The following is a 25,687-nucleotide window of genomic DNA, read 5'->3' as shown; positions in this document are numbered from 1 at the left end:
TCTTTCATCAATCGGTCGTTTTTACGAGGAAGCGCATGCGCTCTTCCTCGGTCACCGTGGGTTTGAGACGTTCTTCCTCGTCGGTGACGACGGGGATGGCCGCGATCAGGGCGCGGGTATAGGGATGGGCCGGCTCGGCGAAGACCGCCGACGTCACACCCTCTTCGACAATCTCGCCCCGCAGCATGATGGCGATGCGCGAACAGAAATTGCGCATCAGCGACAGGTCGTGCGAGATCATCAGATAGGTCAGGCCGAGCTCCTCGCGCAGCTGCAACAGAAGGTCGATAACCGTCTTCTGCACGGAGACATCGAGTGCCGCCGTCGGCTCATCGAGGATGAGAATTTTCGGCTCGGCCGCGAGCGCGCGGGCAATCGCTACGCGCTGCTTCTGACCACCGGAAAGCTCGTGCGGATATTTGCCGAGATAGGATTGCGGCAGCCGCACCAGCCCCATCAGTTCCTGCATACGGTTTTCACGCGCAGGCCCGTCCATGCCGATGGATTTCAGCGGCAGGGCAAGCGTCTGTTTCACCGTGCGCTTCGGATTGAGCGAGGTGCCCGGATTTTGATAGACAATCTGCGTCAGCCGCTTGCCGCGCTCAGGAGCCGGGGCGTCGATAACAAGATTGCCAGACGTGGGACGCGAAAGGCCCATGATCATGCGCGCAACCGAGGTCTTGCCGGAGCCTGACTCACCCGCAAGGCCGAAAACCTCGCCTTCCTTCAGGGTCAGGTTCATATCGCGGACGGCGTGATAACCGTTGCGGCGGCCGTAAATCTTATTCAGCCCTTCGATGGTGACGATGGGCGAGCGCGTGCTCTGCGCCAGATCGGCAACGCGCGGGCCATAGAGCGGCGGCACGGCATCCAGCAGCGAACGCGTATAATCCTCGGCAGGAGCATGTAGGATCTGCCTGCAAGGACCGGTCTCGACGATATCGCCGTGATGCATGACCACGACCCTGTCCGCCACCTTACGCACGACGCCGAGATTGTGGGTGATCATCAGCAGCGCCATGTTTTCTTCGGCGACCAGCTGGTTGATGAGGTTGAGGATTTCATCCTGCGTCGTCACGTCAAGCGCCGTGCCCGGTTCGTCGGCGATCAGGAGCTTCGGCTGGTGCAGCAGCGCAAGTCCGACCAGCACGCGCTGGCGCATGCCGCCCGAAAGTTCGGAGGGATAGGCGTTCATCACCCGCTCGGTGTCGGCAAGCTGCACCCGGCGTAGAACGGCCGCGATACGGTTGCGGCGCTCGGACTTGGACGAGTTGATGCCGTCGCGTTTGTCGGCAAAACGCATGACATCATCGAGATGCGTGCCGATCTTGAAGACCGGATTGAAGGAAGACAGCGGGTCCTGCATGATCAGCGAAAACGCCGTGCCCTTCAGCGCCTCACGCTCCCTGCGCGGTAAGGAAAGCACATCCCGGCCATCGATGACGATCGCACCGGAGGTGATCGCGGCATTCTTCGGCAAAGTGCCAATGATCGCCTTGGCGGTGACGGATTTTCCCGATCCGGTCTCGCCGATCAGGGCCACGCGCTCGCCGGCGGCAACCGTGAAAGCGACATCGCGCAGCACCTGCCGGGTGCGGCCGTAATTGGTGAAGGTGACGTTGAGGTTTTCGACCTTGAGAAGCGGTTCAGTCATGGCCTTAGCTTTCCACGTCGAACATGTCGCGCAGGCCGTCGCCCAGCAGGTTGAAACCCAGCGTCACGTAAAGCACGGCCGCACCGGGGCAGAGCACTTCCCACCAGAAATCCGGCATGAACTGGCGCCCGTCGGCGACCATCGATCCAAGGTCAGGCGTCGGCGGTTTGACGCCGAAACCGAGGAAGCTCAGCGTCGCCCCGAACAGGATGACGAAGGCGGCATCGAGCGTCGTCTTGACCGAAATGACCGAAACGCAGTTGGGCAGTATTTCGCGGAAGAGGATGTGTAACGGGCCCGCACCGGCAAGACGCGCCGCCTCAATATAGTCTTCCGAGGCGATGGACTTCGACACCGAATAGATCAGCCGCGCGTGCCAGGTCCACCACAGCAGCGTGATCGCGATCATGGCGTTCATCAGTGTCGGTTCCAGGAGGTTCGAGACCGCGAGCGCCATGACCAGTGGCGGCATGGCCAGCATCACATTCGTCAGGCCGCTGATAAGTTTTTCAGTCCAGCCGCCGAAATAACCGGCGATGAGGCCAAGCACGGTTCCGACCGGCACCGAAATTCCGAGCACGCCGATGACGAGAAGCAGCGAGACACGCAGTCCAAAGATGGTGCGGGAAAAGATATCGCGCCCTGCCTTGTCGGTGCCGAACCAGTGTTCGAGATCCGGCGGCATATGGCGGGCGCGGAAATCGACGACCGCGCCGATATGTTTCGGATAGGGCGTAAGCCAGGGTGCGAATACCGCCAGCACCAGAACCGATAGCAGGATCAGCGAGCCGATGACCGCCGCCGGATTGCGGCTGAAGCGATACCACATCATGTAACCGGCGCTTAAGCCCCGATCGGTGGGTTCGAGCATTTTCATATCAGCCATCAGCGAGCCTCCTTGCGGCGCAGGCGCGGGTCGATGATCGAGATCAGAACATCCACGATCAGGTTCGCAACGATGAAGAACAGGCCGGCCACCAGCACCACGGCGGTCACGGCGTTGAGGTCTTTCTGCAGGATGGCGTTGAGCCCATAGGAAGCAAAACCGCCCCAGGCGAAGACCATCTCGATCACGAAGGCATTGCCGATCAGCGACGCGAATTCGAGACCCATGATCGTCAGCGGCGCGATGGAAGAGAGCTTCAGCAGGTAACGGAAGATGATGACCCGCTCCGGCACGCCGAAGCTTTGCAGGGTGAGCACATGGTCCTTGCGCTGGTTCTCGATCATCGAGGAGCGCGTGATGCGGGTGATCTGGCCGATGCCGGCCATGGAAAGCGCAAATGCTGGCAGTGCAAGGTGTTTCAGCGCATCCAGCACCACATCGAACCGTCCGGCCAGCGTGCCGTCGATGAGGATGAAGCCCGTCGGGCCGCCCTGCCAGCCCAGCGAGTGGTCAAGCCTGCCGATGATCGGCCAGCCGGAGAGAAACCGGGCGGCCAGCAATTGCAGCGTGATGGCGAAAAGAAAGCTCGGGATCGTGACCCCGGTGAGCGAGAGGATGCGACCGATATGGTCAAGCGGCCGGTCGCGGTAATGCGCAGTGATGACGCCGAGCGGGATGGCGACGGCAAACATGAAGATGACCGAGACAAGTACCAGCTCCACGGTAGCCGGAACGGTCTGCGCCAGATCGGTAGTCACCGGGCGTTGCGACACCAGCGAGAAACCAAGATCACCTTGCAGGGCATTGCCGATATAGTCGAGATATTGGACGGCAAGCGGCTTATCGAGGCCCATCTCGCCGCGCAGCGCATCCACCTGCTCCTGCGTTGCCGCAGGACCGAGCGCCATGCGGGCGGGATCGCCCGGCACCACGCGGGCGAGCACGAAAATCATGATGGACAGGGCGATCATGACCAGCACGAAGGTGCCGAGCCTGTTCAAAATCGCGACCAGCGGATGTTGCTGCATCGGTGGAACGTTCCTTGTGCATCGGTTGCGTGAGCACAAGTTTTCACCACATGTCCCTTTGAACAATCTGGAAAAGGTATAGTTTTTTGAAAGATAAGTATAGGTTTTCAAGATTAAATCTCCTATGCCTTTGCGAATGACGCTGCTTCCCCGCACCCGCCTCTGCCGTCGCATCGCCAGCGAAACCGCCGGCGTGGTCTTTCTGCGCGCGCCGGCGGGTGCGGGAAAAAGCGTGCTGCTGGAAATGCTCGCAAAAGAGTTCGGAACCGACGTGTGCCGGACGCACCAGCCGCGAAGCGACGAGATCGAAAATGGCTGTCTCCTGTGGGACGTGCCGGTTTTCGCGCGGGCGGCCCGCATGCCCGCCGCCATTCTGGAGGCGGTGCGTCTGGTGGTCATCGCCTGCCGGCCGGATCAACGGATCAGCGGACTGGCCCGGCAAATCCTGCATCGCGGTTCGCTCACCATCGGGCCGAATGAACTGCTTCTTGGTGAGGACGAGGTGAAAGACCTGCCAGCTGAGCAGAAACGTCTCGCACTCCACGACTATGCGGGTTGGCCGGCTTTTCTGTCACTGGCGCGTTTTCCGGATGAAACGCTGTGTGCAGATTATCTGCGGGAAAACTACCTGCCGCATCTTTCTCCCGCCCAGACGGTTGAGCTTTCCTTCTGGCTGGAAAACCCCTCTGCGGAGCCAGAGGCGGACTGGACCGAACTGCTGCCGCCTTTCCTCACCGGAAATCCCGACAACCACCCCACCCTGATACGGCTTCTGGGCGTGGCTGCTCGGGAACGTCTCGCCACGCTGCAGGCCGGCAGCGCCGTGGTGGAGGTCGCATCGGCTTTCGAAAAGGAAGGCCGGGCGCTTGCGGCCATGGCGATGCTGCTCGACCGTGGTTACGAGACCCATGCCGCGCAAATCCTTGAACGCGCCCATGGCCGCGAACTGATCTACAGAAGCAGCGTCGACAGGTTTCGCGAGATCATCATGCGGTTTTCGCAGGATATGATCGCAACGAATGAAACCGTGCTCTTCGCCGTTACCCGCGCCCTGCTGAAACAGGGTGAGTTGCAGCGCGTGCGCCATCTGCTCGGCAAGAGCCTCGGGTCGGATTATCTCGATCCGCTGAAAGTGCTTGCCCGTAGCTCACGCTTTTCCTTCGCCGCCCGCACCTTCCGGCTGAATCTGATGATTGCCGAGGACCTGACGCCCAATGACGCGGTGATAACCCGTCTAGCCGAGTTCATGGCCGACTACCCCATGGACGACCACGGCAAATGGGCGGCCTATTACAATGCGTTGCTGGAATTCGAAATTCGCCGCCGAAATTTCCGCGAAGCGGAGGCGGCAGCGGCCCGCGCGCTCATTTATCTGCGCAAGATGGGCGGGCAGCCTCTGCTCGAGTTCTTCATCCATCTGCACCAGATCGTGCTACGGTTGATGAGCGGTGACGTGCTGCTAGCCCGTCGGGCGGCGCAGGAGGCACGCGCACGGCTGGAACAGGTGCCGCATGATGCCGCGCAGGAGTTCCGAATGTTGCGGCTGGCGGAAGCCTGTCTTGCCTATGAGGCGGGAAAGCCGCGCGACCTTCTGCATTTCGTCGAGCACGAATTCGATCACTTCGCCGCTGCCGAGATCTGGCCGAGCCTGATGCAGTTTGCCCTGTTTTACGCCTCGCAGGTGTTGATCGACCATTTTCCGATGACGGTTCGTCCGGGCTTTCTCGACGGCTTGTGGATCCATCTTTCGGAAGGGCTGCAATTCCATGCGATGATGGAAATCAGGACGGCCCTCGCCTATCAGAACGCCAACCGCTGGGCGGATGCCGCCGCGACACTTTCGGCAATCCGCATGCCGATCGGCCGCAACTGGGTGGAAAGTGCGCATGAGGATCTTTCCCGGCTGACACGCCGAGACGAAATCGCCTATGTCATGGCATGGCTGCGCGATGCGGTGCATCTTTTCACGCCGCGCGCCTATCTCTCCCGCCAGATCGACGCGATGATCGCCAATCCCAAGGTCACCAACCGCGAGAAGGTCGCGCTGAGAATCTGGCAGAGCTATGCCGCGCACCAGCGCCGCGACAATGCCGCCGCACGCGCCCATATCCTCACCGCTCTTGAATCGGCAACCCGTCTTGGCTGCAGCGGCGTCCTGTCGGAGGAGCGCGTCTTCCTCTCACCGCTCCTGAACAATCGCCGCATCCGCAGCTTCATCGAAACCTCGTCCGATGTCCGCACCGCGCTGTCGATTTTCGCCGCCTCGGTGAATTCACCGCAGGCGCGCGCCCTGCATGGCGGGCTTTCGCAGCGGGAAGCGCAGATGCTGCAACTGCTCGCCAGCGGCATGTCGAACAAGAAGATTGCCCAGACGCTCAACATCTCGGAAGTGACGGTGAAGTTTCATCTCGGCAACCTGTTCCGCAAGCTGGATTGCAAACGCCGCGCGGAGGCGATCCGCGCGGCGAAAGCACTGGGCTGGCTATAAGACTCAGCGGTTGTTCTTCTTGCGCCATTCGGCAAAAGCCGTCTGGTGCTCTTCCTTCGTGCAGGGGTAAAGCCCGATGATCGTCTGGCCGGCCTTGACCTGTTCCACCACGAAATCCTCGTAAGCCGTCATTTCCACCGCCTCGGTCGCCACCTCGTCGGCAATGCCAGCCGGGATGACGATAACGCAATCGGCGTCACCAACGATGATGTCGCCCGGAAACACCGGCGCATCGCCGCAGCCAATCGGGCCGTTGATCTCGATTGCCTCGTGTTTGGTGAGGTTGGTGGGGCTGGAAGGGCGGGTGTGGTATGCTGGAATATCCAGCTCGGCAATGGTGGCCGCATCCCGGAAACCGCCATCGGAAACGATGCCGGCACCGCCGCGAACCATCAGGCGGGTCACAAGAATATCGCCGGCTGAGGCGGCGGTCGCATCCTTGCGGCTGTCCATGACGAGCACATGGCCCGGCGGGCATGTTTCGATGGCGACGCGCTGCGGATGGGCGGGATTGCGGAATTCAACAAGCTGGTTGCGGTCTTCGCGCGCCGGCATATAGCGCAGGGTAAAGGCCGGGCCCACCATGTTCTTGCCTTTGTAGCCGAGCGGGCGCACACCCTGAATGACCTGGTTGCGCAGACCGCGCTTGTAAAGCGCCGTCGCCAGGGTAGCGACGGAAATCGTCATCAGTTTTTCGCGCGTTTCATTGTTCATGTCTGTCTCCTCGCAATGGGCGGATGGATGTGTTTCAAGTCCTGTGAATGGGCTCGTCTGTGAAGACGCCGCCCTGATATTTTGCGATTGCGGCCTCGGGATCGGGGCGCGGCACATCGCGTTCGATTTCCGCACGGTAGCGCGCGGCATTGTCGCGGCGCTGCCAGCCGAGAAAATCGACATGGGAATTATCCCACCAGCTGTCGTCATTGGCGGAAACACCCCAGATGACAGGGCAACCGAGTTTCTGCACGCGGAAGGTGGCCTCGATCAGCGAGACGAAGTCACCGTAGCTGAGCCAGGTCGACAGCATCCGCCAGTTGGAGGGCTTTTCTTCGCAGGACCCTATACGGACGATGGCCGTCTCCTGGCCGAATTTGGAGTGGTAGAGACTTGCCATCGCTTCACCGAAAATCTTCGAGACGCCGTAAAGGCCGTCCGGCAGAAAGGGCGTTTCCGGCTCGAGCTGCTGTCCCTGCGGATAATAACCGATCGTGTGGTTGCTGGAAGCGAAGAGAATGCGCGGCAGGCCGTTTTGTCTCGCCGCCTCGTAAAGATTGTAGACGCCGCGAAGATTGGCGGCCTCGATGGGATCAAAAGCCTTTTCCACCGAAATACCGCCGAGATGGACGATGCCATCGCAGCCCTTCACCAGTTCATGAACCGCCGCCTCGTCTTCGAGCCGGCAGTGAAAAAGCTCCTCATGGGGTGCTGCCTCACCGAGATCGACGACGTCGGAAAGACGGATCGTCTCGGCGACATGGCCAAGCCGCCCGCGCAGCATGCTGCCAAGCTTGCCGCCGGCGCCGGTGATGAGTAATCGCTTCAACATGTCGCGTCCTCAGAAAATATCGGGCTCGCCGGCGGTGCGGCCGAAATCCGTCTGCAGGAAGTCGAAATCGCAGCCTTGATCGGCCTGGGTGACGTGTTTGGAGAAGAGATAACCATAGCCGCGTTCATAACGCGGCGCGGGTGCCAGCCACGCAGCGCGGCGGCTGGCGATTTCCTCTTCGCTGACCAGCATGTCGAGGCGGCGCTGCGGCAGGTCGAGGCGCACGATATCGCCGGTCTTCAGAAGCGCCAGCGGGCCGCCGACGAAGCTTTCCGGCGCGACATGCAGCACGCAGGCGCCATAGGAGGTGCCGGACATGCGGGCATCGGAAATGCGCACCATGTCGCGGTGGCCCTTCTTGATCAGCGCCTTGGGGATGGGCAGCATGCCCCATTCCGGAAATCCGGGACCGCCCAGCGGACCGGCATTGCGCAGCACCAGCACATGATCCGGCGTGACATCGAGGTTTTCGTCGTCAATTGCCTTCTTCATCTCCGGATAACTGTCGAAGACCAGCGCCGGGCCTTCGTGAACATGGTATTTCGGATCGCAGGCGGCGGGCTTGATGACAGCGCCATCCGGACAAAGATTGCCGCGCAGCACCGCAAGCGAGCCTTCCGCATAGACGGGATTATCGAGCGAGCGGATGACGTCGTCATTATAGACCTTCGCACCCTCGAGGTTTTCGCCCATGCTGCGGCCGGTCACGGTGAGCGCCGAACAGTCGAGACGGCTTTCGAGCTGCTTCATCAGCGCCCGCAGACCGCCGGCGTAATAGAAGTCTTCCATCAGATAGTCTTTGCCGGAGGGGCGGACATTGGCGATGAGCGGCGTGACCCGGCCAAGTTCGTCCAGTTCATCCAGCGTCATCGGCACGCCGGCGCGGCGGGCCATGGCGATCAGATGCACGACGGCATTGGTGGAGCAACCGGTCGCCATGGCGACGATGGCGGCATTGCGAAAGGCGGTCGCGGTCAGAATACGGTCCGGCGTCAACTCCTCGGTCACCATCTCCACGATACGCCGGCCGCAACCCGCCGACATGCGCTGGTGTTCGGCATCCACGGCTGGAATGGAGGAAGCTCCCGGCAGGGTGAGGCCAAGGGCGTCGGTAATGGCGGTCATGGTCGAGGCGGTGCCCATGGTCATGCACACACCGGCGGAGCGGGCGATGCCGCCCTGCACGCCGCGCCATTCCTCGTCCGTGACGTTACCGGCACGCCGCTCGTCCCAATATTTCCAGGCATCCGAACCCGAACCCAGCACCTTGCCGGCATAATTGCCGCGCAACATCGGGCCTGCCGGCAGATAGATCATCGGCACGCCGGCCGAGATCGCGCCCATGACGAGGCCGGGCGTCGTCTTGTCGCAACCACCCATCAGCACCACACCGTCGAGCGGATGCGAGCGGATCATTTCTTCCGTCTCCATCGCCAGCATGTTGCGATAGAGCATCGATGTCGGCTTGGTGAAGCTTTCGTCCACCGAGAGCGACGGCATTTCGACGGGGAAACCACCGGCCTGCAACACGCCGCGTTTCACGTCCTTCACCCTTTCAGGGAAATGCGAGTGACAGGTATTCAGCTCCGACCAGGTGTTCAGGATACCGATGACGGGTTTGCCGACAAAATCCTCCTCCGCATAACCGAGCTGCATCATGCGTGAGCGGTGGCCGAAGCTGCGCAGGTCGTCGGGGGCGAACCAGCGGTCGGAACGGAGTTTTTTATCGGTCATGTCAATGGTCCTGCGTTGCGGGTTGCGCCAAAGGCTGTCAGTCCTGCCGGAGCGTCAGCCCGCTCGTCGTATCGAAAAGATGAATGTGTTCCAGCGGCGCCGACAGGCGGATAACTTCTCCCGCCGAAGTCGAGGTCTGGCCGGAAAGATGCAGCGTTACCGGAGTGCCATCACCGAGATTACCATAGAGATAGGATTCCCCGCCCAGCTGTTCTGCGGTGCGCACGGACATGGTCAGCGCGCCGCCCTCACCGGGCTGCACATGGTTCGGGCGGACGCCGAGCGTCACCTTCTGGCCGGGCTTGTAGGAAAAGCCGGTCTGCGGTAGCGGGATCAATTCGCCGGTGGCGATCTTCAGGGACGGCGTTGCATCCGAGGTCACTTCGCCGGCAAAAAAGTTCATCTTCGGCGAACCGATGAAGCCTGCCACGAAGAGATTGGCCGGGCGGTTATAAAGATCGAGCGGCACACCGAATTGCTCCAGCTTGCCGGCGCGCAGAACGGCGATCTTGTCGGCCATGGTCATGGCTTCCACCTGATCGTGCGTCACATAGATCATGGTATTGCCGAGACGCCGGTGCAGGCTTGAAATCTCGCCGCGCATGTCGACGCGCAGTTCCGCATCGAGGTTGGAAAGCGGCTCATCGAAGAGGAACACACGCGGCTCGCGCACGACGGCGCGGCCGATGGCGACGCGCTGGCGCTGGCCACCCGACAGGTCCTTGGGGCGACGCTCCAGAAGCTGGTCGATCTGCAGCATCTTGGAAACCTGGGAGATCTTTTCGGCGATATCCTTTTTGGAGGTGCCGATGTTCTCAAGCCCGAAGGACAGGTTTTCACGCACCGTCATATGCGGATAAAGGGCATAGGACTGAAACACCATGGCAAGGCCACGATCTGCGGCCGGCACCGTGTTGACCACATCACCGCCGATGACGATATCGCCGCCGCTCAGTTCTTCGAGACCGGAGATCATGCGCAGCAGCGTCGACTTGCCGCAGCCGGAAGGGCCGACGAAAACACAGAACTCGCCGTGTTTGATATCGAGATCGACACCCTTGATCACATCGAGGGCACCATATGTCTTTTTGACCTGACGAAGCTCTATACTTGCCATTGTCGTGTTTCCTCCCTGAGGATTATTTGCCGCCCGTCGATGCAATGCCGGTGGCGATGTATTTTTGCAGGAACATGAAGACCAGCGCGATCGGGGCGAGTGTCAGCACCGTCATAGCCAGCAGGTTGCTCCATTCCGTCGTCATCTCCCCCTGGAAGGAGTTGAGCGCCAGCTGCAGGGTGAAGTTGTCGTTGCGGGTCAGAACGATCAGCGGCCAGAGGAAGTCGTTCCAGCGCCACATGATCGCAAGGATGGCAAGGACGGCGAGCGCCGGGGCCGAAAGCGGCAGGATGATGCGCCAGTAAATCTTCCACTCGCTCGCCTTGTCCATGCGGGCAGCATCGAGGATTTCATCCGGGATCGTCAGCATATATTGCCGCAGCAGGAAGACGCCCGTGGGTGTCGCAGCACCAGGAATGATGACGCCCCAGAGACTGTTGATCATGCCGAGCTGGCTGGTGATGAGAAACAGCGGCACGAGCACGACGGTCTGCGGGATCATCAGCGTGCCGACAACCAGCGCCAGCACCGCACCCCTGCCCTTGAACTGGTATTTCGAGAGCGCGAAGGCCGCCATGGAATTGACGATCAGCATGATGATGGTGGAGGTCACCGTGATGAAGGTCGAGTTCCAGAAATAGAGCGGGAAATTGAAGCGCTGGAAAAGTTCGGTGTAGTTTTCCGTCGCCAGCGCCACTTTTTCAGCCGGTTTCAGCTCGTTGAACGGCATCTTCAGGACTTCGGTTGGCTTGGCCGGGTCAACCACCTGGGCCACGAGGCCGATGCGGCGGACCATGCCAAACTTGCGGCCATCCTTGTCGACATAGGCCGGCAGCGGCGCTGCCTGCCCATCCACCACCACGGTTTCCTGGCTATAGGGCAGAAGGCGCGGCGGAAAGCGTTGAAGGTCGGCCTCAGTCTTGAACGAGGAGAGCACCAGCCACACGACGGGACCGAACATCATCAGCACGGCCACGCCGAGATAGGCGTAGGACAGCCAATCGGTCCAGTGCAGCTTGCCGTTGCGGCCGCGGGTACGGGTCAGAAATGCGCCAATCCTAGCCATCGACCTTGCTCCTGTTTGCCCGGAATTGCAGGGCGGTCAGCACCACGAGCACCACGGCGAGCAGCAGCGAAGCGGCAGCCGCAAGGCCGAAATTGCGGGGCGTCCCGGCAAAACCGGTCTGATAGATGAACTGAATGATGAAGGTGGTCGCCGAACCGGGGCCGCCACCCGTGAAGGCAAAGACTTCATCGAAGGTCTGCACGCCCTTGATGAGCGAGAGGACGAGAACGACGAGCATGGTGGGCGCAAGCAACGGCAGCGTGATGCGCCGGAAGATGCGCCAGGGGCTTGCCTTGTCGAGCTGCGCCGCCTCATAGACATCGCGCGGGATCGCCTGCAGGCCGGCCAGAAGAATGAGCGTGTAAAAGCCCATATGCGCCCAGACCGACAGGAAGACCGACCAGCCGAAGGCAAGATTGGCTTCGAGCAACCAGTCCACCGAGCCGAGGCCCAGCCCCTCCATCGCCGCATTGAGAACGCCGAAACGCTGGAGAATCCACTTCCAGATCAAGGCCACAACGACGGGCGACAGCAGCACGGGGAAGAAAAAGACGGCACGGAAGAACCCGCGCGCCCGGATATCGCGGTTGAGCACGATGGCCGTGATCAGCGAGAAGCCGACCATGAATCCAACCTGCAGCACCACGAAGAAAACCGTGTTCCAGACGGAGCGCCAGAACAGGTCACGCTGACAGGAATTGGGGTCGAGGTAATTCTGACAGGAAAGAAGGACCGAGAAATTTTCGCCGCCCACGGCAGGGCGTTCGGAAAGCAATATGTGTTCGCTGCCTGTCACGGAATAGGCCATGTTCAGCACGATCGGCAGAAAGGCGAAGACCGCAAACAGGATCAGGTTGGGTGTGAGAAACACCCAGGCAATTCGCCGATGGCCCAGAACCTTTTGCAGAAAGGCAAAGGGCAGTTCAACGATGCCCATCACGGGCGCAAGAAATTTATACATGAGGGTCCTCCTTCGATCCGGCGCGGCGCGGCATGCGCCGCGCCGGAAGGCGATGGATCACTTCGCCTGTTTCAACGCTTCCTCGAGGTCCGTCTTCGCGCGGGCCATGGCCTCATCAACAGTGCTTTCACCGACGATGGCCTGCGTGATGCGCTGGACGGAGATGTTGAACATGGCGCGATTGTTCTTGTAACCCTGATAGGCATAGGCAATCGGGCTGAGGCCGGGAATCTGGTCCAGCCAGGCGTTCATGGCCTTCTGCGTCGCAGGCGTCGCACCGGTATAGGTCACACCCTTGTCGGCAACGGCCTTATGGGCCGGAACGTTGCGGGTGCGAACGGTGAAGTCGAGATAATTCTCGTCCTGAGCCATGAAGTTCAGGATATCGGCAACGATCTTCGGGTTTTTGGTCTGCTTGAAGCCGACGATGCCGGTACCACCAGGCATGCCGGTGCAGGCTACGCCACCGCAGGGCTGCGGCACGACTTCCCAGTCAAAGGCATCGCCCACCTGGCTGTCGAAACGCGCGGTCTGCCAGCTGCCGGAATAATAATAGACCAACTGGCCGTTGATGAATTCCTGCGCGGCGTCACGGTAGGTATTGCCGCCCTGTCCAGCCCAGACGTCACGCGCCATGGTGCCGTCCTTGTTCCATTCGACGAATTTCTTCACGAAGGTCGTGAAGCCTTCATCGACCAGAATTGGCTTGCCGTCCGCATCGAAAATCTTTGCGCCATAGGAAATGGCCGGGCCGGCAATGCGGTGGCCGGAACGGTCGATGGCCATCGGGTAAGGCGTGCCGGTTGCCTTGGCGACGGCATTGGCAGCCTTCGCCCAGTCGTCCAGCGTCGCATCCTTGCCGGGAACGGCGACATTGGCCTGATCGAACAAAGTGCGGTTGATGAAGGCGCCGGTGATGGTCAGCTGGGTATGCATGCCGTAGATGCCCTTGTCGTCAGGGCCGCTGCGATACCATTTCAGCACGTTGGAGAAATTGTCTTCCCAATATTTCGCGTCCACATAGGGCGTGAGATCGAGATAATAGCGGTTGAGGCCGCCAAGGTCGGTCACGGTTGCGAAATCCGGGCCACTGCCGCCAGCGAGCTGCACGGGCAGGCCTTCCAGCAGCGCCTTGTAGGGCACGACGTCGGTGACAATCTTCACGTCCGGATGCTGCTTTTCGTAACGCGCGAGAATGTCTTTCAGAATTTCGCAGCCGTTGCCGTCATAAGCGCAGGTGAAGCGCACTTCCTCAGCCGCCTGAGCGGCGCCTGCAAAGGACGCCGCGCCAATGGCGAGCGCCAATGCCATGCTGTATTTACCGATCATCTCTTTTCCTCCCTTAGATGATTATGCGTTGGCGGATGCGCGCGGAGCCCAGCCCTTGATCCATTCGCCTTCTGCGGCGTCGGACAGGCGGACCGGCTTTCCTTCCCGCACCGAGCGATAAATGGCGGTGACGAGCTCGATGGACTGCAAGCCATCGTTCACAGTCACTTCCTTACCGCCGCGTCCTTCCATCGCGTCGGCAATAGCTTCCACAAAACCGGCAAAGCCGTTTTCGCCATCGCCGACCGTCGCCAGAACGGCGTCGATCTGGTCCTGCGTGGTCGGTGCACGCGCGATGAAACGCCATGTGTCTTCGGCCGGGCGATAGGGCAGCGTGCCGCTCTCGGCGGTGAAGCCTTCGAAGCAGAAACGGAGTCGCGACGTATCTTCGGCGGCACCGAGCGTCACCGAGCTCGTCGCCAGCGCACCGCTTTTCATGCGGAAGCTGAGCGCCGCGCAGTCTTCGGTTTCGATCGTGTTGACGCGCGTATCGGCCATGGCGAACACTTCGTCGACGGGGCCGAGAACGTGGCAGAGAAGATCATGGGCGTGGATGGCATGGCCAAGGATAGCGCCGCCGCATTCGCCCTTCCACGTACCGCGCCACGGAATGTCGTAATAGCTGGCGCCACGGTTCCAGTGAACTTCCGAACTCGCGACGAAAGCCTTGCCCGCAAGGCCGGCATCGATGAGCGCGCGAAGCTGCCGCATCGCATGTCCGAAACGGTACTGGAAGACGGGAAACACGCCACGTGCGGTCTTCTTGACGGAGTCGATGAGCGCATTTGCCTCTTCAAGCGAGCGGACCAGCGGCTTTTCGCAAACCACATCCTTGCCCGCCGCATGCGCCTTCAGCGTCACGGGAAAATGCAGGTGCGGCGGCAGGCAGACGTCGATGAGCTGAATGCTCTCATCGGCCAGAATCTCATCGAGATCGGTCGTCAGACGGATAGAGGTATCCTCACCCGCCACGGAGCGGGCGCGCTCGAGATCGAGGTCACAGATCGCCTTGACGGAGAAGCGCTCCGGCAACGCCTGATAACCCTTCAGATGCAGGGCGCCGATGCCAGCACCAACGATTGCGACGCCAATCATGCCTTTGCTCCTTCGGCCTTGGCCTGCGCCTGAAGCGACAGGTCGCATACCTTGAACACATGCTCCTGCGTCATCGCCGTTTCGGTGCGGTTGCGGATGTCGTCGCACAGCCGGCCGAAATAGGGCAGGCCGGCACCGGAGGCGTCAATATATTCGCAGCGGTCCCCATTCACGAGAATGAGACGGTCGGTGCCTTCCTTGTTGCCGACATCGACATATTTGCGCAGCTCGATGTAACCCTCGGTGCCGAGGATCGTGAGGCGGCCGTCGCCCCAGGTCGGCAGCGCATCGGGCGTGTACCAGTCGACGCGGATATAGCCGTGGCCTTTGTCGCCGCGCAGCACCACTTCGCCGAAATCCTGCAGGCCCGGATCGCGCGGGTTGGCATAATTGGCAACGGTGGCAGCCACGATCTCCACTTCGGTCGAACCGGTGAAGAACATGAACTGGTCGATCTGGTGGCTGGCGATATCGGTGATGATGCCGCCGTAAGCTTCACGCTCGAAGAACCACTTCGGGCGAATCTGGCGGTTCAGGCGGTGCGGGCCGAGACCGACGGTCTGGATCACACGGCCGATCGCACCCTGCGCAACGAGTTCGGCGGCCTTGGTCACGCTCGGAACTTCAAAACGCTCGGAGAAATCGACAGTCCAGATGCGCTTCGTCTTCGCCACCGTCTGGCGAAGGCGATCGAGCTGTTCGAAGGTGGTGCAGCCCGGCTTGTCGGACATGACGTCCTTGCCGGCTTCCATGGCGGCGATGGCAAGATCGGCGCGCTTGGAGGGAATGTCGGCGATCAGCACGAGATCGATGCTGCCATCGGCCAGCAGAGCTTCCTTCGAGGTCGCGCGCGGCACATCCGGGAAGCGCTTGACGAAGCCTTCCACCACGTCTGGCTCGCCTTCGGTCCACCAGCCGGCGAATTCTGCGCCAGCATCCAGCATGTTCTGGGCCATGCCGAAAATGTGCCGGTGCTCTATGCCGAGAGCGACGAACTTGATTGCTTTAGTCATCCTGCAGTTCCACTTCCTTGCCGGTGTCGGCCGAGTTGATGATCGCGTCGATCAATCTGTGAGACAAAAGAGCCGCTTCGCCGGTGACGACCGGGGCGCGCCCTGAGGAGATGGCGTCTGCGAAATCTTCGAAGACGCCCTGATGCCATTCATGCGTGAAAGCCATGGGGTCGGCCCCGCCGCCCGTGCCGGATGCCGCGCCGCCAAAGGTCTCCTGCCGGCCATCGCGCCAGTCGACATGCAGGAGGCCCGAGGCGAGCCGCAGGCTGGCATTGTCGAAATGCAGGACAATCGATTCCGGAGCGCCGGGGAAACTTGCGGTGCTTGCGACCAGCGAGCCGACAGCGCCATTCTTGAAGCGCAGGCCGGCCGCGACGTAATCCTCGGTTTCCATGCGATGAAACCGCGTCGTCGCCGCCATGGCCTGAACGCGCGAGACCGGCCCTGTAAGGCTCAGCGCCAGATCGATGGTGTGGATTGCCTGGGAGATCAGAACACCGCCGCCGTCGCGCGCCAGGGTGCCGCGGCCGGGTTCATCATAATAGGATTGCGCGCGCCACCACGGCACGGAAATTTCGCAGAGACCGAGCGCTCCGAGCGTCCCGCCATCCACAAGCTCGCGGGCTTTTTGCGATGCAGCCCGCATGCGGTGCTGGAAGATGATGCCAAGCGTGACGCCGGCTTCACGACATAGGGCGACAAGCCCGCCGGCTTCCTTCGTGTTACGGGCAACGGGCTTTTCCATCAGAATGTGTTTGCCCGCCTTTGCGAGCTGTCCGACGAGATCGATGCGGGCATTCGGCGGCGTTGCGATGATGGCGAAATCGACATCCGCATCGCGCGCTGCTTCCTCGACCGAGGAATAAACGACGACCTCATATCCTGTATGTTTCGACGCTTCGGCGGCCAGCGCCCTGGCGCGACCGGAGCCGCTATCGACTAAACCCTTCAGGCGAATTTTTTCCGGACTTGCCGCACAGGCAAGCACATGCGTCTTCGCCACCATTCCGGCGCCAACGATGACGCAGGTCTTGATATTTTGCATTTCGGGAGCCTCCTTCCCAATACGCGATCATTTGCATACCGGTATGCCGGTTGTCAACAGACTTGTGTTCCGGTATACCGGTTATGAAAGTGCTGGAGGGTATATGCCAAAAATTCCCGTAACAGGTGGGACCGTGCCGACAATGGAGCGATTGGATCTTAATCGTCCGGTCGTGGACCAGATCTATTCCGCGTTGAAATCGGCGATCCTTTCCCGGGAGCTTTTTCCCGGCCAGGCGGTTTCGGAGAACGAGATCGGCCAGTTGTTCAATTCCAGCCGCACGCCGGTGCGCGAAGCGCTGAGCCGCCTGCGGGATGACGGCCTGATCGTCACCCTGCCAAGCCGTGGCACCTATGTCTCCAGATTATCGGAAAAGCACATTCGCAGCGCGCAATTCATCCGCGAGGCGCTGGAGGTCGCAGCGGTTTGCAGGCTCTGCCAGATCGGCATAACGGCGGAGGCCGAGCAGGAGATCGAACACGCCCTCACCGGCCAGCGCGCAGCCATGCATCGCGGAGACAGAAAGGCTTTTCGCGTGCATGACGACCAGTTCCACAGCGCGCTTGCCGCCGCGACGGGGCTTGAGAGGCTGGAGACGCTGTTGATCCGCGAGAAGGCGGGGCTGGACCGCCTGCGCGCGCTCGCCATCACCGACGAAGCGCATATGGCGCGGCTGCTCTCCGAACACGAGGCGGTTTACGATGCGATCAAGGCCGGGGACGAAGCCCGTGCGACCGATGGTTTGCGCAAGCACCTGAGACGCGTTCTCGGCATTCTTTCGCAGGTTTTCGAGAACCACCAAGACTATTTCGAATAATTCTGCGCCATCATCTTTAACGGTTCGAGCATCATGAATACGGCAAATCCTGAAAAAGCGCTCGCCATGTCGCAGGCGAAACTTCTGTGCGACACGATGAGCACGCTTGCGGAATCCCCCGTTTGGGATGAGCGGCGACAGGTGCTTTTCTGGTGCGATATACTCGGCAAGGCGGTGCGGTGCGCAGCGCTTGAGCCCGGCCTTTATCGCGAATGGGCGTTTCCCCATACGGTCTCGAGTCTCGGTCTCTGTCGGAACGGCGACCTCATCGTCGCCTGCGGCATGGATATCGTCATCCTCGATCCGGAGAGCGGCGAAACACGCCTTCTCCACTCCCTGCCGTCACCGGACGGCATTCCCTGCCGGCTGAATGACGGACGGATCGGCCCCGACGGCGCCTTCTGGGTGGGAACCATGCACAATGTGCCACTCGCGGACATGGAGCCCCATGGTGAACTTTGGCGGATCACCGAAAAAAACGCCGAGCGCATGCAGACCGGCCTGACATGCCCGAACGGCCTCGCCTTTTCCCCGGACGGCTCCATCATGTGGCAGAGCGATTCCGTCCAGAAATGGATACGCCGGCGAAAATTCGACAGCAGAAACGGCACATTCGATGAGGGCGTGCTGGTGGCCCGGATGACGGAAGAGACGGGAAGACCCGATGGCGGCTGCCTCGACAGCAGCGGCACCTATTACAGCGCAGGCGTTTCCGCTGGCTTGTTGAACGTTTTCACATCCGATGGCAAGCATGCGGAGGTGCTCGCAGCGCCCGTCCCGCACCCCACCATGCCGTGCTTCGGAGGCCCTGATTTCAGCATCCTTTTCCTGACGTCACACCGCCACAACATGTCCGAAGACCGGCTGGCGAAAGCACCATTTTCGGGCGGCGTCTGGGCGATCCCGACAAAGACGAAAGGCTTTGCCGCCTTCCGTTTTGGCGAAGGCGGATAAAGCCCGGAAACCGGACCCGGATTCCTACTCCTCACGAAAGGCGCGGCTGATCTGGTCGGTCAGCGGCTTGGCGATATAGGACAGCGCCGTCCTTTCACTGGTCTGGATGAACGCCTCGGCCGGCATGCCCGGCACCAGCGGCGCATTGTTCAGCTTCTGCCGCTCGGAAACCGGCACGGAAATCCGCGCCAGATAATAGGAGACACCGCTGCGCTGGTCGGTGGTGATATCCGCCGCGATGCGGCTGACATGGCCTTCCAGTTCCGGCGTGACGCGCTGGTTGAAGGCGGTCATGCGCAGCATGGCCTTTTGCCCCACCTGAAGCTGATCGATATCCTTGGGCACGATCTGCACCTCCAGCGCCAGTTCGTCTCCGTCAGGCACGATGAGCATGATCGGATCCGCCGGCGTCACCACGCCGCCCACCGTGTGCACGGCCATTTCATGCACCATGCCGGATTGCGGCGCGACGATATCGATGCGCTTCAGCTCGTCTTCGGCGGCAACCTTGCGCTCGACGAATTCGCCCATCTGCGCCTGTATTTCCCGCAGCTCCCGCCCGACCTCGGTGCGCAATTCCTGATCGATCTGCAGGATTTGCAGTCTGGTTTCGGTGATACGCCCTGCCGTCTGCGCCTGATAGGCGATTTTTTCGCCGCGCTCGCCGCCGAATGTCGCGGCCTGCGTCTGCAGGCTGTTCAGCCTCTGCACCGAGACGATACCCTGTTCGCGCAGGGATTTCTGCGAGGTGATTTCAGCCTCCAGCACGGCAAGGCCGTTGTCATAGGCGACTTCCTGCGCCTTCAGCCCTTCGATCTCATGTTCGAACTGGGTGATGCGTTCGGAAAGCTGTGCTTTGCGCCCCTCGCGATAGGATTTGCGGAATTCGAACAGCTTGGTCTCGCTGCGCATGGCGGAAGCGACATCGGCATCGTCTTTTCGCGCCATCAGCGCCTGCGGAAAAACGAGTTCCGGCAGATCGTCGCGCTCTGCCTCCAGCCTTGCCATGCGCGCATTCAGCTCATCCAGACGCTTGGTCACGATGGCGAGATTGGCGCGGGTCTGGGTCGCATCAAGGCGCATGACGACATCGCCGGCCTTCACCCTGTCGCCCTCATTCACCAGAATTTCGCCGACGACACCGCCGCTCGGGTGCTGCACCTTCTTGCTGTAGGAATCCACAACCAGATGGCCGGAGGCGACAACCGCGCCGGCGAGATTGGTCGTCGCAGCCCATCCTCCGACGCCGGCCAGCAGCGCTACACCTGCGGCAAGGCCGGCAACAAGATGTTTGCGGATGGAGCGGGATACATGGCTGCGCTGGTCAATATTTGACATCCGCATCTCCCTCCTGGCTGTTCTCTTCACGGACGTCTTCCAGCACCAACGCCTGCGGCTGTGTATTGGCGACGACGCGCAGCGGTGAGATCGTCTGGGCGGATGCGGTAAATCCCTTGGCCGCCTGCGCCTGCGGAACACGCAGTACCTTCGACAGAACCTCGTCGCGGGGGCCAAAGGCCTTCATCCGCCCCTCTTCCATCATCAGAATAAAATCGACAGCACCGATGGCGCTCGGCCGGTGGGCGACGACGACGGCAATGCCGCCCCGCGCCTTGACCGAGGAAATCGCCTTGACCACGGCGGCTTCGCCTTCCGCATCGAGATTGGCGTTGGGTTCGTCCAGCACCACGATGAAGGGATCGCCATATAGCGCGCGGGCAAGGCCGATGCGCTGGCGCTGCCCGGCGGAAAGCGCCGAACCCGCCTCGCCGATATCGCTGTCATAACCCTTTTCGAAACGCAGGATCAGTTCATGCGCGCCCGCAGCCCTGGCCGCCGCGATGATGGCGTCAGGATCGGGATTATCCTCGAAACGGGAGATATTTTCACCGATCGTGCCATCGAACAGCTCCACGCCCTGCGGCAGATAGCCGATATGGCGGCCCAGCGCCTCACGGTCCCACTGCTCGAAACTTGCACCGTCCAGCCGTACCTTGCCGGCCGCCGGCATCCACGCGCCGGTGAGAATGCGCGACAAAGTGGATTTACCCGAGCCGGAGGGGCCGATGACACCGAGCGCGTTTCCAGCGGTCACGATGAAGCCAAGGCCGGTGACGGTCGGTTTTCTTTCTCCCGGCGGAACGATGGTGACGTTTTCGACCCGCAGTTCCTTTTCGGGCTTCGGCAGGGCCATGGCGGCGGCATTGGCGGACATCTGTGCGAAAAGCTCCCTCAGCCGCGCCCAGCTCTGCCGGGCGGCCACGAAGGACTTCCAGTTGGAAATGGCAAGATCGACGGGCGCGAGCGCCCGGCCCATCATGATCGAACTGGCGATCATCACGCCGCCGGAGGCCTCCTGATTGATGACGAGCCACGCGCCGACCGCCAGAATGGCCGATTGCAGCACGACCCGTAAAGACTTCGCGATATTGCCGAGACCGCCTGCCACATCGCCCGCCTTGCGATTGGCGGCGAGATAGGCCTCGTTGGAATTTTGCCAGCGTTTTCCGAGCCGGCCGCCAAGCCCCATGGCCTGCACGACTTCGGCATTGCGGCGCGAGGCCTCCAACTGCCGGTTGCGGGCCATATTCTCGACCATGGTGTCGCGGATCGGCTTCTGCGAGAAGATGTTGGTGAGGATCGTAAGGGAGACAAGCAATATAGCGCCGGCAAGCGCCGTCACGCCGATCCAGAAATGAAACAGAAAACATATGCCGAGATAAAGCGGCATCCACGGCAGATCGAAAAAGGCGGTCGGCCCCGTGCCTGAGAGAAAACCGCGCACATTATCGAGATCGCGCAGCGGCTGCAGACCGTCGCCCGGCATGCGGTTGACGAGCGGCAGACGCACCACCGCATCATGCACCCTGCCGGAATAACGCATGTCGAAATCTTCACCGATGCGGATCAGAACGCGGGCGCGGATGATATCGAGCAGGCACTGGAAGCCGTAAAGGCCAAGCGCGAGAATGGCGAGCCCGACCAGCGTCGGCAGGCTGCCGCTTGCCAGGACCCGGTCATAAACCTGCAGCATGAAGAGCGGCGACGTGAGCGCGAGTATATTGACCACGCCGCTGACGAGCGCAACGCCGAGAAATGTGCTTTTAAGGGGCGAAACAACCGCCGCAGTGAGGGACTGCGGCGGCGTCTGCTGGTGGTTTTGAAAGCCCACAGCCTGATTTTCCTTTACGCGGCAAGCGCCGATGCGCTGGCGAAAATGAAGTCCGATGCGTCGAGCACATTTGCATCGACGCCATTCAGTGTGACGGAGACGGACGTGTCTGTGGCAGAAAGGATAACGGCATTTCCATTATCGTTATACCACAACAAATCGTCCACCGAAGTTGCCCCCCAGGCGGAAACGTCAAGCGTATCCGTGCCATCCTGGTAGCCGTAGGTGCCGGTCGGGCCAGTCGCCACAACGTCGTTGCCGCCGGAGAATACGAAGGTGTCTGCGCCGGCAAAGCCGGTCAGGGTGTTGGAGGCAGCCGTATCCTCGATGACCGTGCCAGTGGCCGCGAAGTAATCATAAAAACCGGCAAGCGAACCGAAGCGGGCGAGCTGATAAACGGCAAGATCGAGAAGATCGCGGGCACCGGCAAGCGAGTAGGCGCTGTCGGGATCGATCAGCAGTTCCTGCTGGCTGACGGCGATGCCGCTGGTGGACTGGCTGTAGCCAGTGCCCAGAACGATGCTGTCGACCGAACCCGTCAGGTTGCCCTGGGAGTACTGCAGAGCGCCGCTCATGACGATGCCCTTGCCGCCGGTGCTGCCATCGCCCCACGCCTCATAGGTCGTGTTCGGATCGATGGTGGTGGTGGCGAGAGAGCTGGTCTGAGCGTCGTAGAACGCACCATAGGTCGAACCGAAACCGCTCGTCCAACCGTTGAGGTAGCCGATCAGATCGGAGGAAGACTGCGTCAGTTGAATTGTGGTAGCCATAGGTGTACTCCTTTGCTGGCCAATATCGATACCTTCGTCCTGTGGCGAAGGCGTTTCATCTCCGGGACGGGCTGCAACCCAGCCCGGAGAATTTCTTCCACGGTTCAGAACTTCACGTTCATCGTCGCGATAAAGGTGCGGCCCGGCGCTGTGTAAGCGCTTGCTGCCGGGATGTATTTGCGGTCCGTCAGGTTGTTGACGGCAAAGCGAAGCGTGGCCTTGTCGTTGAAGGCATAGGAACCGTAGAGATCCACCGTCGTGTAGGGATCGGTCACCTCACGCAGATTGCCTTCCGTATCTAGCGTGCGCGACTGTGTCGGCGTAACGTGGTTGAGCCTTGCGCCCAGCGAGAATTTTTCATCGAAGAAACGCATGCCGCCATCGAGCGTCAGCTTCACCTTGGGCGCGACGTCGCCCGGCCAGGCAACGATTTCGCCCGTTGTGGTGGTCGTGCCGTTGGAAAAAACCTGTGTCTTTTCAGGCCATTCTGTTTTCAGAAAGGTTGCCGAGCCGCCGATCCAGAAACTGCGGGCATCGTAATTGCCCTCGAATTCAAGCCCGCGCATATAGGTCGTGCCGTCCAGATTGACGAAGCTGGTATAGGTGCGGTCGAGAACCTGATCCGTAACGAGATAACCGAGCGCGATATAGTCCTTCACCTCGCGGCGAAAGGCAGCCATTTTGATGCGAATGGAGTCGTCGTCCAGCAGCACGCCGTCGAAGCTCATATTCGCGCCGACTTCGTAGGTCGTCGCCTTTTCGGCACGCAGGGCCTGGTTCGGAGCGTATTCGTATCCAGCGCTGTCGCCCGGACGCGCTCCAGCGAAAAATGCTTCGAGAATTGTCGGCGGACGCAAGCTCTGGGAATAGCTCACATAGGGGCGGAACCAGTCGACGGGTTTCAGCTCGATGGTGGCGGAGGGCAGCCAGGCGCTATAGGTGCGATCGATATCGACATTGTGCTCAGGGTACTCGGTGACCGGCGTATTGGTGGTTGTACCGGTGCCCGGCATGCAGTTGGCCGAGGTTGTGGGCCAGACGCGCGCAAGATAGAGGGCATAACGCGCCGCCCAGCTGGGGTTAGCGGGGGCAAAGACCCGATTGAAATAATCGAGAGCCGTATAGTGATTGCGGATCGCATCGCAGGGTACGGTCGTGGTCACCATGTAATCGCGAACGCTATAATAGGTCGCCGATCCCTTGAGACGCGACCAGTCGTAACGCACGCCGCCACTAAGCGTGATCCAATCGGCCGGCTCAAGCTCACCATTCAGGAACAGGCTGGCGACATCGCGCCGCCCGGCAGGGCTGAATGACGTGTAGCTGCTGGCGAAAGAGGGATTTTCCGCGATTTTGGCGCTCGTCGCGACGGATGTGGCAATGTCCCGGAAAGCTTCGGCCCCATAGTTCAGACTGAGCGCACCCGCCACCGTGTCAAAGCGGCTGGTATTTTCCATGCTGCCGCCGAAGCTGCGCAGACCCATATCGAGGTTCGTTTCCACCGCATATTTGCGCGCCGCCCGCAGTTCATGCGTCATATTATCGTTCAGCCACAGCGACGACTTGAAGTCGATGAGTTCGCTCTCCGGATCCCAGTCCAGCTTCGCGACGACGCTGTCGTTTCGCACGCTTTCCCGGTCGATCACCTCAGATGCGCCCTGAACGAAGTCATTCTCCTGATGCATCCAGGAAAGCGAGGCCTTGACGTCGCCGAAATCGCCTTCGCCCTCAAAAAAGGTCGACCAACCGTCGCGGCCGAGCAAATCCTTCATTGTGAGCGCGGTGCTGTGGGCCTCGCCTTTTGTGCCGACCTTGTATTCATCCATGATCGTGCGGCTGTAGCCGGCGACGAAGGAGAGAGGACCATCCGGCGAGCGAACGGCGCCGAGAACCGAGCCCTGAAAATCATAACCATTGGTGCCGCGGGAAACATTCGCTTCCCCGCCCTTGTTTTCACCCTCGGCGATGAGATCGTCGGCGCTGACGGTTCGGAACTCGACCTTGCCGCCCAGAGAGCCGGCATTGCCTGAGCGCGCATTGGTTATTTTCTCGATCTCGACGGCACGGATGAAAGCGACATCCACATAACCCTGCCCGGCGCTTGCGGTGTAGCTGGTGGCGCCGCCAAATGCCGCACCACGCTGCGCATTCTGCCGCGCCCCGTCGATGGAGACGACCACGCGGCCGCTTTCCTGCAAACCGCGCACATTGGGCGAAACGGTCGGGAAGCTGCCATTGCCCTCGCCGGCATAAACACCGGAAACCCGATTGAAAACATCGCGCGTGTTGCGCACGCCTGCCGACTGGATCGCCTCACGGCCGACCACGCTGACACTGGCGGGCGTTTCATAAACCCAGTCGGGCGTCCCCTGATAACCGGAACCGGCAATGGAGTTGCGCCCGGTCTTGCCGGTCAGGGTAATGGTTTCCAGAACCGTCGTACCCTCCGCCGCGGAAAAATCGACGGTCGATTGCCCCGTGCCGATGACGACGGTTCTGCCATTGCCGGCGATACGGAAATTGACGCCCGTTCCCGCCAGCAACCGCGACAGCGCCTCCCGCACCGTGAAACTGCCGGTGACGGCATTGGTGCGCACATTGCCCGCCGCGGGCGTGGCAAGCGTGACCTGAAGGCCGGATTGCCGCCCGAAAGCACCCACGACCGATGACAGCGACTGGGCGGGAATATTGAACGGCCGCGTCGCCCCCTGCTCGCCGCCTGGACGCTGGGAATTGGCGGTATCTGCTCCGGTCTGGGCCAGAAGGGGCGTCGCGAATGAAACGACGACCGCCGTTGTCGCCAGCAGCATGGCCCTGCGAGCCTGCTTTGCTGCTTTTTCCCCTGAACCGGTCTTGCATGTCTGGAGGCGCATATTGCTTCTGTCTTCCTGTCTTTCGCTCCGGATATATCTTGACCGGATTACTCAACAAAAAGACGATTGCCTCGTCGATTTTTTTCAGGCTTTTAGAAGAAATTTTATAAGCTTCTGAAAATAAATATGATTTTTTGTT

At 60.9% G+C, this 25,687-nt stretch carries 20 protein-coding genes; 3 read left to right on the top strand and 17 right to left on the bottom strand.

The features are described from left to right. Nucleotides 1-7: 7 nt before the first annotated feature. From ACQZ40_RS14725 to ACQZ40_RS14715, 3 genes are read right to left on the bottom strand one after another with little or no spacing between them, the layout of a single operon-like run. Nucleotides 8-1,654 carry an ATP-binding cassette domain-containing protein gene (locus ACQZ40_RS14725; RefSeq protein ID WP_448748231.1) on the bottom strand — a complete coding sequence of 549 codons (1,647 nt, stop codon included), beginning with the start codon at nucleotides 1,652-1,654 and terminating at the stop codon, nucleotides 8-10. Between the two features lie 4 nt (nucleotides 1,655-1,658). Continuing rightward, nucleotides 1,659-2,540, bottom strand: a complete 882-nt coding sequence (locus ACQZ40_RS14720) for an ABC transporter permease (RefSeq protein WP_020813268.1) — start codon at nucleotides 2,538-2,540, stop codon at nucleotides 1,659-1,661. After that, the gene (locus ACQZ40_RS14715; protein ID WP_448748230.1) at nucleotides 2,540-3,568 is read right to left on the bottom strand and encodes an ABC transporter permease; all 1,029 of its coding nucleotides are present in this window, start codon (nucleotides 3,566-3,568) and stop codon (nucleotides 2,540-2,542) included. The genes ACQZ40_RS14720 and ACQZ40_RS14715 overlap by 1 nt, the downstream gene beginning before the upstream one ends. A gap of 136 nt (nucleotides 3,569-3,704) precedes the next feature. Between ACQZ40_RS14715 and ACQZ40_RS14710 the strand changes: the two genes are divergently transcribed. Next, on the top strand, nucleotides 3,705-6,056 hold the full coding sequence (locus ACQZ40_RS14710) for a helix-turn-helix transcriptional regulator (protein ID WP_448748229.1): 2,352 nt from the start codon (nucleotides 3,705-3,707) through the stop codon (nucleotides 6,054-6,056). A gap of 3 nt (nucleotides 6,057-6,059) precedes the next feature. Here the strand turns inward: ACQZ40_RS14710 and ACQZ40_RS14705 are convergent, their stop codons facing one another. The 10 genes from ACQZ40_RS14705 to ACQZ40_RS14660 are packed head-to-tail and all read right to left on the bottom strand — an operon-like array spanning nucleotide 6,060 to nucleotide 16,962. After that, complete coding sequence (locus ACQZ40_RS14705; protein ID WP_078052504.1) at nucleotides 6,060-6,770, bottom strand: ribonuclease activity regulator RraA; 711 nt, start codon at nucleotides 6,768-6,770, stop codon at nucleotides 6,060-6,062. Nucleotides 6,771-6,804: 34 nt separating this feature from the next. After that, nucleotides 6,805-7,602 (bottom strand): NAD-dependent epimerase/dehydratase family protein, encoded by a 798-nt coding sequence (locus ACQZ40_RS14700; protein WP_448748228.1) that lies wholly within the window; start codon nucleotides 7,600-7,602, stop codon nucleotides 6,805-6,807. 9 nt (nucleotides 7,603-7,611) lie between these two features. After that, a complete protein-coding gene (gene araD / locus ACQZ40_RS14695; RefSeq protein ID WP_448748227.1) occupies nucleotides 7,612-9,336 on the bottom strand; it encodes an L-arabinonate dehydratase in 1,725 nt (574 codons plus the stop codon). 37 nt (nucleotides 9,337-9,373) lie between these two features. Further along, on the bottom strand, nucleotides 9,374-10,453 hold the full coding sequence (locus ACQZ40_RS14690; RefSeq protein ID WP_003524613.1) for an ABC transporter ATP-binding protein: 1,080 nt from the start codon (nucleotides 10,451-10,453) through the stop codon (nucleotides 9,374-9,376). Between the two features lie 22 nt (nucleotides 10,454-10,475). Further along, complete coding sequence (locus ACQZ40_RS14685) at nucleotides 10,476-11,519, bottom strand: carbohydrate ABC transporter permease (protein WP_121490429.1); 1,044 nt, start codon at nucleotides 11,517-11,519, stop codon at nucleotides 10,476-10,478. After that, on the bottom strand, nucleotides 11,512-12,480 hold the full coding sequence (locus ACQZ40_RS14680) for a carbohydrate ABC transporter permease (RefSeq protein ID WP_020011947.1): 969 nt from the start codon (nucleotides 12,478-12,480) through the stop codon (nucleotides 11,512-11,514). The genes ACQZ40_RS14685 and ACQZ40_RS14680 overlap by 8 nt, the downstream gene beginning before the upstream one ends. Before the next feature lie 57 nt (nucleotides 12,481-12,537). After that, the gene (locus ACQZ40_RS14675; protein WP_065657218.1) at nucleotides 12,538-13,809 is read right to left on the bottom strand and encodes an ABC transporter substrate-binding protein; all 1,272 of its coding nucleotides are present in this window, start codon (nucleotides 13,807-13,809) and stop codon (nucleotides 12,538-12,540) included. A 21-nt stretch (nucleotides 13,810-13,830) separates the two neighbouring features. Further along, complete coding sequence (locus ACQZ40_RS14670; RefSeq protein ID WP_448748226.1) at nucleotides 13,831-14,904, bottom strand: Gfo/Idh/MocA family protein; 1,074 nt, start codon at nucleotides 14,902-14,904, stop codon at nucleotides 13,831-13,833. Then, nucleotides 14,901-15,917, bottom strand: coding sequence for a Gfo/Idh/MocA family protein (locus ACQZ40_RS14665; RefSeq protein WP_065657216.1), 1,017 nt, complete (start codon nucleotides 15,915-15,917; stop codon nucleotides 14,901-14,903). The genes ACQZ40_RS14670 and ACQZ40_RS14665 overlap by 4 nt, the downstream gene beginning before the upstream one ends. After that, a complete protein-coding gene (locus ACQZ40_RS14660; protein ID WP_448748225.1) occupies nucleotides 15,910-16,962 on the bottom strand; it encodes a Gfo/Idh/MocA family protein in 1,053 nt (350 codons plus the stop codon). The genes ACQZ40_RS14665 and ACQZ40_RS14660 overlap by 8 nt, the downstream gene beginning before the upstream one ends. Nucleotides 16,963-17,065: 103 nt before the next feature. Between ACQZ40_RS14660 and ACQZ40_RS14655 the strand changes: the two genes are divergently transcribed. Together ACQZ40_RS14655 and ACQZ40_RS14650 are read left to right on the top strand one after the other, a co-directional pair. Then, nucleotides 17,066-17,779, top strand: coding sequence for a GntR family transcriptional regulator (locus ACQZ40_RS14655; protein ID WP_035240481.1), 714 nt, complete (start codon nucleotides 17,066-17,068; stop codon nucleotides 17,777-17,779). Between the two features lie 33 nt (nucleotides 17,780-17,812). Beyond that, nucleotides 17,813-18,733 (top strand): SMP-30/gluconolactonase/LRE family protein, encoded by a 921-nt coding sequence (locus ACQZ40_RS14650; protein ID WP_271045704.1) that lies wholly within the window; start codon nucleotides 17,813-17,815, stop codon nucleotides 18,731-18,733. 24 nt (nucleotides 18,734-18,757) lie between these two features. Here the strand turns inward: ACQZ40_RS14650 and ACQZ40_RS14645 are convergent, their stop codons facing one another. The 4 genes from ACQZ40_RS14645 to ACQZ40_RS14630 all read right to left on the bottom strand — a co-directional run bounded on the left by ACQZ40_RS14645 (nucleotide 18,758) and on the right by ACQZ40_RS14630 (nucleotide 25,548). After that, nucleotides 18,758-20,071: an HlyD family type I secretion periplasmic adaptor subunit gene (locus ACQZ40_RS14645; protein ID WP_220318497.1), complete on the bottom strand. Its 1,314-nt coding sequence runs from the start codon at nucleotides 20,069-20,071 to the stop codon at nucleotides 18,758-18,760. Beyond that, nucleotides 20,058-21,905, bottom strand: a complete 1,848-nt coding sequence (locus ACQZ40_RS14640) for a type I secretion system permease/ATPase (protein WP_448748224.1) — start codon at nucleotides 21,903-21,905, stop codon at nucleotides 20,058-20,060. The genes ACQZ40_RS14645 and ACQZ40_RS14640 overlap by 14 nt, the downstream gene beginning before the upstream one ends. 14 nt (nucleotides 21,906-21,919) lie before the next feature. Further along, the gene (locus ACQZ40_RS14635) at nucleotides 21,920-22,675 is read right to left on the bottom strand and encodes a hypothetical protein (protein WP_078052495.1); all 756 of its coding nucleotides are present in this window, start codon (nucleotides 22,673-22,675) and stop codon (nucleotides 21,920-21,922) included. A gap of 104 nt (nucleotides 22,676-22,779) precedes the next feature. Then, nucleotides 22,780-25,548, bottom strand: coding sequence for a TonB-dependent hemoglobin/transferrin/lactoferrin family receptor (locus ACQZ40_RS14630; protein WP_448748223.1), 2,769 nt, complete (start codon nucleotides 25,546-25,548; stop codon nucleotides 22,780-22,782). Between the last annotated feature and the right edge of the window lie 139 nt (nucleotides 25,549-25,687).

The sequence above is a fragment of the Agrobacterium sp. 16-172Ci genome (genome assembly GCF_053522725.1).
Note: the sequence above shows the minus strand (reverse complement) of the source record. Positions and strands in the feature narration are given on the sequence as shown.